Origin of the sequence: Pseudomonas thivervalensis, assembly GCF_001269655.1 — a bacterium.
Lineage (GTDB): Bacteria > Pseudomonadota > Gammaproteobacteria > Pseudomonadales > Pseudomonadaceae > Aquipseudomonas > Aquipseudomonas thivervalensis.
On the sequence record NZ_LHVE01000004.1, the window covers coordinates 154,577 to 168,566 of the forward strand.

Here is a 13,990-nt window from a genome sequence, read left to right on the forward strand (position 1 = left end):
ACTCTCCTTCGAAGGCATGGAGAACGGCAGACACCGCGCCTGCCGCATAAGTTTTCCCGTTATCGATAAACAATTCCCGGCGTCGCCGTGCTGATGCGCGTGCCGGCAGTGCCCTGGACGATAGCATCGATGTCCGACAGCGACCCGATCACCGCGATCTTGCCCGTGTTGCGCGCGAATTCACAGGCGGCCTGCACCTTCGGCCCCATGGAGCCGGCGGCGAAGCCGAGCCGTTCCAGTTCGTCGGGGTGGGCCTGGGCGATGGCTTTCTGGGTCGGCTTGCCGAAGTCGATGAACGCGGCGTTGACGTCGGTGGCAATCACCAGCAGATCGCTTTCCAGTTGTTCAGCCAGCAGCGCCGAGCACAGGTCCTTGTCGATCACCGCTTCCACGCCCTGCAGCTTGCCGTCGGCATCGTACATCGTCGGGATGCCGCCACCGCCGGCGCAAATCACGATACTGCCTTTTTCCAGCAGCCATTTGATCGGGCGGATTTCAAAGATGCGCTTGGGCCTGGGGCTTGCGACCACGCGACGGAACTTGTCGCCGTCCGGGGCGATGGCCCAGCCTTTTTCGGCGGCCAGTTTCTGTGCCTCTTCCTGGCTGTAGACCGGGCCGATGGGCTTGGTGGGGGTTTGGAAGGCCGGGTCGTTGGCGTCCACTTCGACCTGGGTCAGGAGCGTGGCGAAGGGGACTTCGAAGTCCAGCAGATTGCCCAGCTCCTGTTCGATGATGTAGCCGATCATGCCCTCGGTTTCGGCGCCGAGCACGTCCAGCGGGTATGGCGTGACCGAGGTGTAGGCCGCCGCCTGCAACGACAGCAGGCCGACCTGCGGGCCGTTGCCGTGGGCGATGACCAGTTGGTTGCCAGGGTGGATCTTGGCGATCTGTTCGGTCGCGGTGCGGATGTTGCTGCGTTGATTGTCTGCGGTCATGGGTTCACCCCGACGCAGGAGGGCGTTACCGCCCAGGGCAACGACGATGCGCATGGTGTTGTCCTTTCAAAAATGGATCGAACAATGCAGTTCCCCCTGTTGGAGCGAGCTTGCTCGCGATGGCGGCGTGTCTGTCGAATGCAATGTCGCCTGTGACTCCGCTATCGCGAGCAAGCTCGCTCCCACAGTGAGGAACTCTTCAACAGGGGACCGGGCTGGGGTTTAAATATCCGCCAGCGCCGCCACCAGGATCGCCTTGATGGTGTGCATGCGGTTTTCCGCCTGCTCGAAGGCGATGTTGGCCGGGGATTCGAAGACCTCTTCGGTCACTTCCACACCGTTGGCCAGGTTCGGATAACGCGCGGCGATGTCCTTGCCGACCTTGGTTTCGCTGTTATGGAACGCCGGCAGGCAGTGCATGAACTTCACCCGTGGGTTACCCGAGGCTTTCATCATGTGTGCGTTGACCTGGTAGGGCAGCAACTGCTCGATGCGTTCATCCCAGGCTTCCACCGGCTCGCCCATGGACACCCAGATGTCGGTGTGGATGAAATCCACGCCCCTGACGGCTTCCTTCGGGTCTTCGGTGATGGTCAGGCGCGCGCCACTTTCGGCGGCGAAGGCCTGGCACTGGTCGATGAAATCCTGATGTGGCCACAAGGCTTTTGGCGCGCCGATGCGCACGTCCATGCCCAGTTTGGCGCCGATCATCAGCAGCGAATTGCCCATGTTGTAGCGGGCATCGCCCAGGTAGGCGTAGCTGATGTCATGCAGCGGCTTGTCGCTGTGTTCGCGCATGGTCAGGGTGTCGGCGATCATTTGGGTGGGGTGGAATTCGGCGGTCAGGCCGTTGAACACCGGCACCCCGGCGAACTTCGCCAGCTCCTCGACAATCTCCTGCTCGAAGCCACGGTATTCGATGGCGTCGAACATCCGCCCCAGGACTCGGGCGGTGTCTTTCATGCTTTCCTTGTGGCCGATCTGCGACGACACCGGGTCGATGTAGGTGACGTGGGCGCCCTGGTCATGGGCGGCGACTTCGAAGGCGCAGCGGGTGCGGGTCGAGGTTTTCTCGAAGATCAGCGCGATGTTCTTGCCCTTGAGGTGCGGCTGTTCGGTGCCGGTGTACTTGGCACGCTTGAGGTCTCGGGACAGGTCCAGCAGAAAGTGCAGCTCGCGGTTGGTGTGGTGCATCAGACTCAGCAGGCTGCGGTTGCGCATGTTGAACGCCATGATGTGGATCTCCTCAGGTGTAGGTTATCCCCGGGGCCGGTCTCTGCCGTGGGGTGGAGAGCGGTGCCGGCCCCGGCTCAAAGGTCAGTAATCGATCGGGTCGCGGATGATCGGGCAGGTCATGCAATGGCCACCGCCCCGGCCCCGGCCCAGCTCACTGGCGCTGATGGTGATGACTTCCACGCCAGCCTTGCGCAGCAGGGTGTTGGTGTAGGTGTTGCGGTCGTAGCCGATCACCACGCCCGGCTCCACGGCCACCACGTTGTTGCCGTCGTCCCACTGTTCGCGTTCGGCGGCGAAGCTGTTGCCGCCGGTTTCCACCACCCGCAACGCTGGCAGCTTGAGGGCGGCGGCCACGGTGTCGAGAAAGCTGCCGTCCTCGCGGCGCACGTCGATGCCGCCGGGCTTGCTCTCGTCAGGACGCAGGGAGAAGGCGACGATCTGGCTCACCACTTCCGGGAATACCGTGACCAGGTCGCGGTCGCAGAAGCTGAACACGGTGTCCAGGTGCATGGCGGCCCGGGATTTCGGCAAACCGGCGACAATCACCCGCTCCACGGCCTTGTGCTTGAACAGGTTCAGCGCCAACTGGCCGATGGCCTGGCGGGACGAGCGCTCGCCCATGCCGATCAACACCACGCCATTGCCAATGGGCATCACGTCGCCGCCTTCAAGCGTGGCGTTGCCGTGCTCCTGGTCCGGGTCGCCGTACCAGACCTGGAAGTCCGCGTGGGTGAACTCGGGGTGGAATTTGTAGATGGCGCTGGCCAGCAGGGTTTCCTGGCGCCGCGCCGGCCAGTACATCGGATTCAGGGTCACGCCGCCGTAGATCCAGCACGTGGTGTCGCGGGTGAACTGGGTGTTGGGCAGTGGCGGCAGGATAAAGCTGGAGTGCCCGAGAAAGTCGCGGAACATCTGGATGGTCTTGCCACCGAAGCTGTCCGGCAGGTCATCGGCCGAGACGCCGCCGATCAGGAATTCGGCGATGTGGCGCGGTTCCAGGCTGCGCAGCCACGAACCCACTTCGTTCACCAGGCCCAGGCCCACCGAGTTGGCGGTGATCTTGCGTTGCAGGATCCAGTCCAGGGCTTCGGGAATGGCGACGATGTCGGTCAGCAGGTTGTGCATTTCCAGCACGTCGATGTCACGCTCGCGCAACTTGGTGACGAAATCGAAATGGTCGCGCTTGGCCTGGTTGACCCAGATCACGTCATCGAACAGCAACTCGTCGCAGTTGTTCGGGGTCAGCCGCTGGTGGGCCAGGCCTGGGGAACAGACCATGACTTTACGCAGTTTGCCGGCTTCGGAATGAACGCCGTACTTCACTTTTTCCGTGGTCATTACACATCCTCCCGTTAAAACAATCAGCCAACTACAAGGTCAGGAAGCCGTCGTAGAGCCCATAGGCCGCCACCAGGGCGCCTGCGATCACTGCGGCGAAAATCAGCTTCTCGACAGAGGTGAAAACCGGTTTGCCCAACTCGCGCTTGGCCTTGGCGAACAGAATCGCGCCGGGGGCATAGAGCAGGGCGGAGAGCAGCAGGTACTTGATCCCGCCGGCATACAGCAGCCACACCGCGTAGATCAGGGCGATGGCGCCGATGACCAGGTCTTTGCGGCGCTCGGCCAGGGCGTTTTCATAGCTCTCGCCGCGCACCGCCAGCAGCAGCGCGTAGGCCGCCGACCAGAGGTAGGGCACCAGGATCATTGAGGTGGCGAGATAGATCAGTGACAGGTAAGTGCTGGCCGAGAACAGGGTGATGACCAGGAACAGCTGGACCATCGCGTTGGTCAGCCACAGGGCGTTGGCCGGTACGTGGTTGGCGTTCTCCCGGCGCAGGAACTCGGGCATGGTGTGGTCTTTGGCGGCGGCGAACATGATCTCGGCGCACAGCAGCACCCAGGACAGCAGGGCGCCGAGCAGCGAGATGATCAGGCCGACACTGATCAGCACCGCGCCCCAATGCCCGACGACATGCTCCAGCACCGCGGCCATGGACGGGTTCTGCAACTTCGCCAATTCAGGCTGGGTCATGATGCCCAGGGACAGCACGTTCACCAGCACCAGGAACAGCAGCACGGTGATGAAGCCAATCACGGTGGCCTTGCCGACGTCGCTGCGTTTCTCGGCGCGGGCGGAAAAAATACTCGCGCCCTCGATGCCGATGAACACCCACACGGTGACCAGCATCATGTGCCGCACCTGGTTCATCACGCTGCCCAGGTCCGGGTTCTTCACGCCCCAGATGTCAGCGGTGAAGATTTCGAGCTTGAAGGCGAACAGCGCGATCAGCACGAACAGCACCAACGGCACGACCTTGGCCACGGTGGTGACGAGGTTGATGAACGCGGCTTCCTTGATGCCGCGCAGCACCAGGAAATGCACCGCCCACAGCAGCACGGAGGCGCCGATCACCGCCGCGACGGTATTGCCTTCGCCAAAGATCGGGAAGAAGTAGCCCAAAGTGCTGAACAGCAGCACGAAGTAACCGACGTTGCCCAGCCAGGCGCTGATCCAATAGCCCCAGGCGGAAGAAAAACCCATGTAGTCGCCGAACCCGGCCTTGGCGTAGGCATACACACCGCCGTCCAGATCGGGCTTGCGGTTGGCCAGGGTCTGGAACACGAAGGCCAGGGTCAACATGCCGACGGCGGTAATCGCCCAGCCGATCAGCACGGCACCGACATCGGCACTGGCCGCCATGTTTTGTGGCAAGGAGAAGATTCCGCCGCCGATCATGGAACCGACCACCAATGCAACCAACGCACCCAATCGAAGTTTTCCGGGGGTATCAGACATGTGTGAGACTCCAATGCAGGAGAAGAGAGTCAACAGGCTAAGTCGATTTGGAATTTGAATAGCTGATCTGGATCAGTGCATGGCAACATTCCATTGTTAATGAAGGGGTTGACGCGTCCATTGGGGGCGTAAAGTTGCTCGGAAGGCCTATTCCATAGGGTTCATGGCAGGGTTGTGACAATTTGCGTTCCCGTAGGATTATTCACGCTAGTTGATTTCCACTGAGTCGCAACTATTTTGAAGGTCACTGTCTTGGCGTTTTTTATTTAGTGTCATTGGATAAGGGTCGATAAATAAGGCAACGGACTTTGCATGGCAGGCGTTATTCAAAAACGCTATGAACCTTTATTTAATTATTAAATAGCGAGGGGAAATGTCGCCACCGATAGAAAAGTTGCCACTGGGCGCATTGGTCGCACTGGTGGTGGGGTCGATGATCGGTGGCGGGATCTTTTCCCTGCCGCAAAACGTCGCGGCTCGGGCCGATGTCGGTGCGGTGTTGATCGGCTGGGCCATCACCGCCGTCGGCATGTTGACCCTGGCCTTCGTGTTCCAGACCCTGGCCAATCGCAAACCGGCATTGGACTCGGGTGTCTATGCCTATGCCAAGGCCGGGTTCGGTGACTACATGGGTTTCTCGTCCGCCTGGGGTTATTGGATCAGCGCCTGGATGGGCAATGTCGGTTACTTCGTGCTGCTGTTCAGCACCTTGGGGTATTTCTTCCCGGTGTTCGGCCAAGGCAACACGCCGGTGGCCATCGGTTGTGCATCGTTACTGTTGTGGGCCGTGCATTTCCTGGTATTGCGCGGCATCAAGGAGGCGGCATTCATCAACCTGGTGACCACCGTGGCCAAGGTCGTGCCGCTGTTGATGTTCATCGTCCTGGCCGCCGTGGCCTTCAAGGCCGAGGTGTTCACCCGCGATATCTGGGGCGCAATGAGCCCGGACCTGGGCAGCGTGATGGACCAGGTCCGGCACATGATGCTGGTCACGGTGTTCGTGTTCATCGGTATCGAAGGTGCCAGCGTGTATTCGGCGCGGGCGCAGAAACGTGCGGACGTGGGGCGGGCGACGGTGATCGGTTTTCTCGGCGTCCTGGCGTTGCTGGTGCTGGTGAATGTGTTGTCCTTGGGTGTGATGAGCCAGCCGGAATTGGCGCAGTTGCAGAACCCATCCCTGGCTGGCGTGCTGGAGCACGTTGTCGGGCCTTGGGGCGCCTTGCTGATCAGTTTGGGCCTGGCGGTGTCGCTGCTGGGGGCGCTGCTGTCCTGGGCACTGTTGTGTGCCGAGATTCTCTACGCCACCGCCCGGGACAAGACCATGCCGGCATTTCTGACCAAGGAAAATGCCAACCATGCGCCAGTCAACGCGCTGTGGCTGACCAATGGCATGATCCAGTTGTTCTTGTTGATCACGCTGTTTTCCGCCGGCACCTACACCAGCCTGATCTATCTGGCCTCATCGATGATCCTGGTGCCGTACCTGTGGTCGGCCGCCTATGCGGTGCTGCTGTGCGTCCGGGGTGAAACCTACGAACGGGCCTCGGCCCGGCGCATGAAAGACCTGTGCATCGGTGGTGTCGCGTTGTGCTACGCGGTGTGGCTGCTGTACGCCGGCGGGGTGAAATACCTGCTGCTGTCGGCGTTGTTGTATGCGCCCGGGGTGATCCTGTTTGCCCAGGCCAAGCGGGAACAGGGACAGCCGTTGTTCACCGCTGTGGAAAAGGGTGTTTTTGCCTGTGTGCTGTCCGGGGCGGGCGTGGCGGCGTATGGGTTGTACAGTGGGTTTTTGGCGTTGTGAGATTCACCGCAATGCCGAGGTGAACCCTTGTGGCGAGGGAGCTTGCTCCCGCTGGGGCGCGTAGCGGCCCTGTTTTTTTGGGGCTGCTGCGCAGCCCAGCGGGAGCAAGCTCCCTCGCCACAGGGGGCAGTTTTAACCGGTAGCGAGCGTCACCACCGTGCCCGATGCGCCCCCAATTCCGCCGCCGGCAAAGTCCATTGCAGCGGCGTCCCGGTGATCTTCAAGGGCACCTGCAGGCGATGGGCTGGCCCCCATGGCGTCTGTTCGACGACCAACCCTTGATCATCCTCGGCCTCGGCCGGCAATGGGGTCGGGTCGCCGGCGCCACGTTCGATCAGCAGCTTCGCCGTGCGCGCCAGTGACAAGCGTGCCGAACCGCCGTGACCATTTTTCAAGCGCCGGGACAGCAGCACCAAGGCGCTGGCCGCCAGCAGATAGCCGGTGCCGTGATCCAATGCCTGCACCGGCAGCGGTGTTGGTTTGTCGGTGTGCTTCCAACCCATGCCTGCTTCGGCAATGCCGCTGCTCATTTGCACCAGGCTGTCGAAGCCGCGCCGGTTCTGCCACGGGCCGCTCCAGCCGTAGGCATTGAGGCTGACGTCGATCAGGCCCGGGGCCAGTTTCCGGCGCTGTTCGGCGCCGTAGCCCAGGCGCTCCAAGGCGTCGGCACGGTAGCCGTGCAGGAGGAGGTCGGTGTCCTTGAGCAGCGCCTCGAATGCCGCACGATCATCGGCCCGGTGCAAGTCGAGGCGGGCGCAGCGTTTGCCCAGGGTGACTTCCGGGACCACGCCGGGTTCGTTCCAGGTCGGCGGGTCGATGCGCAGCACGTCGGCCCCCAGTCCGGCGAGGAAGCGGCTGGCGACGGGGCCGGCCAGTACACGAGTCAGGTCCAGTATCTTGAGGCCCGCCAGTGGCTGGGTCACGGAGCCGAGCCAGGGCTTGCGCTGTCCATCCGCCGTTTCGTCCAGATGCACCAGCGGCTCGGCATTCACCGCCAGGCCTTGAGGGTGGGTTTGCCAGGCCTGCCACGAACGCATCTCGGCGGCGCAACCGCCAGCGTCGACCACGGCCTGTTCCAGCTCGGCCTTGTTCCAGCGGGCGACCCTGGCCGCCATGTCGGCGCGGTCGGTGCAGGTGCCGAGGACTTTTTCCGCCGCCAGGCGATGATGAGGTGCGTTGGTGTGCAGGCGAATCCAACCGTCGGCGCAGGCATAGTCGCCGGCCACCGGGTCCCACATCGGCGGCACGCTCCAGCCGATGGGGCGCAGGGAGGTGGAGAACCAGAACGACGCCAGGCGCCGATCGACCTCGACGGGGGGCAGACGGCCGGTTTGCTGGTGGATGAGCGCGGCGGTCGCCTGGCCAGCCACGGCGATGCTGGCACTGGCCAACTCCGTGACGGCGAACGCCGAGGGTAGGGCGCCTTCGCCAGTAAACGTGATTGGGATCGTGGGCAAACCAAGCGCGGCTTGCATGGACGTGAGCAGATCTGCCATCGAAAGCCCTCCAGTACGAGAGGGCGATCATAGATCAAAAATCCGTAGGGGGGCGCTTTGCGGCCCAGCGGGAGCAAGCTCCCTCGCCACAAGAGCCCTGTGTCTGTTCCGGGCGCGACCAGATCCACAGGTTGCCAAGGCCCATGCCGGCGAGCGCCAGGTAAACCGGCCAGCCGTGGTCGAGCATCACCAGCATCAGCCCGGCACAAAACAGCATGCTGGCGCTGGCACCAACCTTGGCCCGGCGCAGGATGATCTTGCCGTTGCGCCAGTTGTGCAGCATCGGCCCGAACAACCGATGGTGCTCCAGCCAGGCGCTCAGGCGCGGCGAACTGCGGGTCGCGGCCCAGGCCGCCAACAGGATGAACTCGGTGGTCGGCAGGCCGGGCACGACGATGGCGACCAGGCCGATGGCCAGGCTGGTGTAGGCGAGCAGGGCGAAGAGCAGTTGGCTGAGTTTCGAGGGCGTGCGGCTCATGTGTTTCTATCCGACATCCACTTTCTCCTGTGGGAGCGAGCTTGCTCGCGATAGCGGTGTGTCAGGCGCATGAAGGTCGACTGATCTGACGCCATCGCGCGCAAGCTCGCTCCCACACGGGTTTCTGGGTGACTGCAATATATGCATTCACCATGAATCTCCTGTGGGAGTGATGTGAATCAGGCCAACTCGGCCGCGTAAGCCTGTTCCAGCAGGACCGTAAAGCGATTGAAGGCGTCCAGCGCGCCTTTGTCCGCCTCGGCTTCCTGCTGCTTGGTGAAGGCCAGGCCATCGAGGGTGCGGGTGAAGGTTTTCCAGCCTTCGGCGCGCCCGCCAGCGGGTTCGGCCAGGTGCCGGGCGCCGAAGGTTTCGCTCAGCCCCAGGCCCACGGCGCGCTTGATCAGGAAGGCGGCGCCGAGCTTGGAGCCTTCGGAGACGAACAACCAGCCGAGCGCTTCGGCCTGGGTCGGATTGTTCACCGCACCGGCCACCGGCGCGGGGACTTCGGTGTCCAGGTCGGCGAGATCCGCTTTGGCCGCTTCTGCCCGGCAGCGGTCCGGCAGGTCGGGGATCAGGGCGGACAGCTCGGCGTCATTGTACAGCGCCACCAATTCCGACTGGAACAGGTACTGGGCGACGACGAAACGGGCGAAGCTGGCCGGGGTTTCGAACGGGGCGTGGGCCTTGACCAGCGCGTCGAGCTTGCTGTGGGGCTCGTGGGTGATCTGGTTCAGGCGTTGGGAACGTGAAGTGGGGCGTTGTGTGGTCATGAACAATTCCTTCGAGTTGGAACATTGTGGCGAGGGAGCTTGCTCCCGCTCGGTTGCGTGTAGGAGCTGCCGAAGGCTGCGATCTTTTGATCTTTCGCTTGGGACTCAAGTGTCTTGGGAAAGATCGCAGCCTCGTTGCACTCGACAGCTCCTACGGCCGATAGCTGCTGCGGTACAGACCCGTCAGATATCCCAGATCAGGTTCACCGCGAAGTTACGCCCAGGCGCGGTCAGGCGATCGAGGTTGGCGGGGCTCAGCACCGCCGCTTCGCCGACGCTGTCGTAGCCGCGCACGTCATCCCACAGCCAGTACTTCTTGTCGGTGAGGTTGTAGAGGCCGCCGCTGACGGTGACGTCGGAGGTCACCTTGTAGTAGCCCGTCAGGTCGAGGATGCCGAAGCCTGGCGTCTTGAACTGGCTGCTTACGCCATCGGGCGAGTTGAAGTTGCTGTCGTCGACGCGGTCCTTTTTCTTGACCAGGGTCCAGCTGAGCAAGCTGCCGAACTGTTCTTGGTCGTAGCCCAGGCCGAACACGCCGGTGAGCGGGTTGACGCTGTTGAGCGGCTCGCCCGTGTCGTTGTTGCGCCCGTAGAGGTAGGCCACCGAACCTTGGGTGTAGAGGCCTTTTGGCGCGCCCAGCACGTCCAGGTTCAGGCGTCCCTTGGCTTCGACGCCCTTGATGGTGGCGTGCTTGATGTTGTTGCTCTGGAAGGTCAACTGGTCGGCACCGGGGGTGATGGCGTCCTCGTTGATGAAGTCGCGGTACTTGTTATAGAACACCGCCACGTCGAACGAACCGGCGTCGAAACGCCCGCGCAGGCCGGTCTCGTAGCCCTTGCTTTTTTCCGGGTCCAGGTCCGGGTTGGGCTCCACGCTATAGCCAGCGCCGGGGTTGTCGAAACGACCGTACAAGGCTTTGGCGGTCGGGGTGCGGAAACCCTCGGCGTACTGGCCGTACCAGGTGTACTGGTCGGTCAGGGCATAGGTCACGCCGAATTTCGGCGAGACGCGGTGCCAGGTTTTGTTCTTGTCGCTGACTTGACCGCCACTGGTGGGGTCCACGGTATTGAGGAATTCCTCGGTCAGGTGCGGCTTGAGCCGGGTGTAGTCGTAGCGCAGGCCGGGCGTGAAGGTCCACTTGTCCCAACTGATCTGGTCCTGGGCGAACAGGCTGTAGGTGTTGATGGTCGGGTCCGGGAAGTCACTGGCTTTTGCCAGCACGTCCCGGGTGCTGATGGCGCCCACCGCCGAGCACCCGACGCCGACCGCCAGGCACACGCCATTGCCGCTGCGCGAGCCGGTGACTTTCTGTTGCTTGATCGTGGTGCCGTAGGTCAGCGCGTGATCGGTGTCGGCGACGCTGAAGGCCTTGTCCAGCTGCGCATCGAAGACCCACTGCTTCTCTTCGTAGAGGGTATCCCGGGTGCGCAGGACCTGGCGGGTGATCGGAAAATAGAACTCGGCGGTGCTCTGGTCGGTCTTGGCGACCTGGTGGTTCAGGCTCCACTTGACCTGATCGGCCAGCGCGCTGTCGAGGGCGAAGCTGTGCTCCAGGCCGAAACGCTCGCGGGTGATGGTGTCGTTGCCGGTGCGCCACTGGTACATGCCGCCGGGGAGTACAAAGGCGGGGATCGCCGGTTGACCGTTGGCGTAAGGGCCGCCGTAGGCACTTTTCAGGTCGGTGTCGCGGTCGTCCTTGTATTTCTCGTAGACCAGGCCAAGGCGTGCGTCATCGCGGTAGTTCCAGCCGAGCTTGGCCAGCACGTTGTGGGTGCGCACATCCTCCGGGTTGGCGGCGGTGCGGTCCAGGCCGGTGCCGTTGTGGCTGCCGTAGGATTCGGTTTCGTGACCGTCGCGCTGGCTGTAGTGCAACAGACCGTCGAACTGCCCGCTGCGACCGGCGACGGTGGCGGACTTGAGCCAGCTCTCATCGGCGGAGCTGTAGCCGGTCTTCAAGCGCGCGCCAACGTCTTGCCCCGGCTTGATGATGTCGTCCGGATCGAGGGTGAAGTAGCTGACGGCACCGCCAATGGCATTGCTGCCGTACAGCACCGAGGCCGGGCCGCGGAGGATTTCCACGCGTTTGATGATTTCCGGGTCGACGTAATTGCGCTGGGTCTTGGCGTAGGGGCCGTTGAAGAAACCCCCGGGTACTTCGACGCCGTCGACCTGGGTCAGGATCCGATTGCCGTCGATGCCGCGGATGTTGTAGCCGCTGATACCACCGCGCTGGCCCGCACCGCCCACCGAGACACCCGGTTCATAACGCACCAGGTCCTTGAGGGTGTTGACGTTGTTGCGGTCCAGTGCCTGGCGGTCGTGGACGGTGACCGTGCTTGGCACGCTGGTGATGTCCTGTTCCTGGCGGGTGGCGCTGATGGTCACTTGCTGCAGCTCCAGCGCGCTGCCGCTGCTGCGTTTTTCCAGGACGATGCTGTTGTCGCCCAGCTTGCGGTAGCTCAGGTTGGTCCCCACCAACAGGCGCTCCAGGGCTTTTTCAGGTGGCAGCGAGCCGTTCACACCTGGCGACGCGACGCCGTCGGCCAGTTCCGCCGGCAGGCCGACTTGCCAGCCGGTGACCGCGGTAAAGGCGTTCAGGGCCGAGACCAGTGGCTGCCGGGCAATGGCAAAGGTGTAGTCGCCCATGTTGCGTGCGGGCGGTTGTACGGGGGTGGCGGCCAGGGCGAGCGGCGTGGCGCCGGCCATCAGGATGGCGGCGGTGAGCAGCGAGAGCGTGCAAGAAGGGACAAGAAACCGGCAAGTAAGGCGAGAGGACATCGATAGCGCTCCGTGTCGCATCTGTTATAGGTGCAGATTCGCATTGCTGGATGCGAATCAATTGCATTGGCTATAACGAGACGAACCAGCGGAGCCTATCGAGTAAAAATAATTCTCATTCAGTTCAAGATCACCAGCGCCGGAAATTCCTGGAGCCGCGCCGAGGTGATGTGGGCCAGGGAACGGACCACGTCCAGCGGCTGATCGAGGCGGTAATTGCCGGTCACCGCGACGTTGGCCAACTGTTCGTTGCTGTTGATGATCCAGCCGGGGTAGTAACGGCGCAGCTCGGCCAGTACCTGGCTCAGCGGCCGGTTCTCGAACACCAGCCGACCCTGGACCCAGGCCAGGTCCGTGTTGGCATCGAGCCGGGCCGGGCGGTCGAAGCCGTTGGGGCCGATGCGGATACTTTCCCCGGCCGACAGCCGCACATGGGTATCGTTGCGGGTGGCGCGCAGGTCCACATCGCCGCGCTGCACCTGGACTTGGGCCACGCCGTCGAGGTAACGCACGGCGAACGTGGTGTCGCTGACGCTGGCGGTGACCGGGCCGGCATCGATTTCCAGCGGTAGGGTGCGGTTGCCCGGGACCTCGAAGAAGGCCTCGCCCTTGTACAAGCGGGCCACGTGCCGTTGTTCATTGAAGGTGCTGGAGAAGGCCGAGTCGGTGTTGAGCAGGACCTTGGAACCGTCCTCCAATTGCAGGCGCTGGCGCTCACCGACCACCGTCAGGTGATCGGCCTGGAAATGCAGGGGCAGGTCGCTGAAGTTGAACAGGCCGAGAAACAGCACGGCGGCGGTGGCCAGGGGTTTCCAGTGGGCACGCAGGCGCGACAGCGCGGTGACCTTGGGCGCGGTTTCCAGTCGGCGGGCACTTTCCAGCACCTGCGGGCCGTTCCAGATCGCCTGGGCCCGGGCAAACGCCTCGCCGTGACGTGGATCGGCGGCCAGCCAGGCCTGGAACTGCCGCGTCTGTTCCTCGCTGGGGCTGTCCAGCAGGATCAGCCAGTCCAGCGCCTGCTCCATGGCATGGGCGGTTTCCGGCGTCGGCTCAGGAGAAGGGGAGTAGTCCGTCACGGTGGTTTCTCTTATTAGCGGCCCGCACAAGCTACAAGCCGCAGGCGGAAGGAGGCAAGCCTGTACGCAGCGTGAGGTCATAGGTTGCGTTCAGCCACACCCACACAGATCGCCATGATCAGTTTCAGTTCCTTTTGCACCGTACTCAGGGACACACCGAGCCGTTCGGCGATTTCCTGATAACTGTGGCCATGCAGGCGGCTGAGGATGAAGATCTGTTGCTGTCGCGGACTCAGGGCTTGCAGGCTGACGTCCAGGCGCTCGAGCAATTGTTGGGCATGGGCGGCGTCTTCGGCACTGCTCTGGGGGGCGACGACGTTGTGGACGACCTCCAGCGGTACGTCATCCAGCAAGGTCCGGGACTGGATGCGCCGGGCACGCAGATGGTCCAGCGCCAGGTTGCGGGCGGTCTGGAAGACAAAGGGTTCGAGGTGCTCGACCGTGCGTTCGGCCAATGCGCGGGTGACGCGCAGGTAGGTTTCCTGAAGCAGGTCTTCGGCAGTGCTGGGGTTGCTGACCATGCGCTCGAGGGTGCGCAGCAGCGGCGTACGCTGGGCGAGGAAGACGTGATGAAAGCGCGATTGACTCACGGTAGGGCCCGATCCGGTTCGAGTAGATGATAA

At 63.0% G+C, this 13,990-nt stretch carries 11 protein-coding genes; 1 reads left to right on the top strand and 10 read right to left on the bottom strand.

The genetic code is table 11. The features are described 5' to 3' along the window. Positions 1–59: 59 nt before the first annotated feature. The 4 genes from arcC to arcD (AD659_RS05505) form a co-directional block, all read right to left on the bottom strand. Positions 60–989, bottom strand: coding sequence for a carbamate kinase (gene arcC / locus AD659_RS05490; protein WP_053119066.1), 930 nt, complete (start codon positions 987–989; stop codon positions 60–62). A gap of 168 nt (positions 990–1,157) precedes the next feature. After that, entirely contained in the window at positions 1,158–2,168 is a 1,011-nt protein-coding gene (locus AD659_RS05495; RefSeq protein WP_053119068.1) for an ornithine carbamoyltransferase, read from the bottom strand. Between the two features lie 84 nt (positions 2,169–2,252). Next, a complete protein-coding gene (gene arcA / locus AD659_RS05500) occupies positions 2,253–3,509 on the bottom strand; it encodes an arginine deiminase (protein ID WP_053119070.1) in 1,257 nt (418 codons plus the stop codon). Between the two features lie 31 nt (positions 3,510–3,540). After that, positions 3,541–4,968: an arginine-ornithine antiporter gene (gene arcD, locus AD659_RS05505; RefSeq protein ID WP_053119072.1), complete on the bottom strand. Its 1,428-nt coding sequence runs from the start codon at positions 4,966–4,968 to the stop codon at positions 3,541–3,543. A gap of 373 nt (positions 4,969–5,341) precedes the next feature. Between arcD (AD659_RS05505) and arcD (AD659_RS05510) the strand changes: the two genes are divergently transcribed. Beyond that, on the top strand, positions 5,342–6,769 hold the full coding sequence (arcD, locus tag AD659_RS05510) for an arginine-ornithine antiporter (protein WP_053119074.1): 1,428 nt from the start codon (positions 5,342–5,344) through the stop codon (positions 6,767–6,769). Between the two features lie 149 nt (positions 6,770–6,918). Here arcD (AD659_RS05510) and AD659_RS05515 read toward each other — a convergent pair whose 3' ends face one another. The 6 genes from AD659_RS05515 to AD659_RS05540 form a co-directional block, all read right to left on the bottom strand. Then, positions 6,919–8,265 (bottom strand): CoA transferase, encoded by a 1,347-nt coding sequence (locus tag AD659_RS05515; RefSeq protein ID WP_053119076.1) that lies wholly within the window; start codon positions 8,263–8,265, stop codon positions 6,919–6,921. 34 nt (positions 8,266–8,299) lie between these two features. After that, positions 8,300–8,743, bottom strand: a complete 444-nt coding sequence (locus AD659_RS05520) for a YbaN family protein (protein ID WP_053119079.1) — start codon at positions 8,741–8,743, stop codon at positions 8,300–8,302. 179 nt (positions 8,744–8,922) lie between these two features. Next, entirely contained in the window at positions 8,923–9,513 is a 591-nt protein-coding gene (locus AD659_RS05525) for a biliverdin-producing heme oxygenase (protein WP_053119081.1), read from the bottom strand. Positions 9,514–9,696: 183 nt separating this feature from the next. Beyond that, a complete protein-coding gene (locus AD659_RS05530; RefSeq protein WP_053119082.1) occupies positions 9,697–12,291 on the bottom strand; it encodes a TonB-dependent receptor in 2,595 nt (864 codons plus the stop codon). 119 nt (positions 12,292–12,410) lie between these two features. Then, positions 12,411–13,316, bottom strand: a complete 906-nt coding sequence (locus AD659_RS05535; protein WP_082341870.1) for a FecR family protein — start codon at positions 13,314–13,316, stop codon at positions 12,411–12,413. 128 nt (positions 13,317–13,444) lie between these two features. After that, the gene (locus AD659_RS05540; protein ID WP_053119086.1) at positions 13,445–13,957 is read right to left on the bottom strand and encodes an RNA polymerase sigma factor; all 513 of its coding nucleotides are present in this window, start codon (positions 13,955–13,957) and stop codon (positions 13,445–13,447) included. Positions 13,958–13,990: the final 33 nt, after the last annotated feature.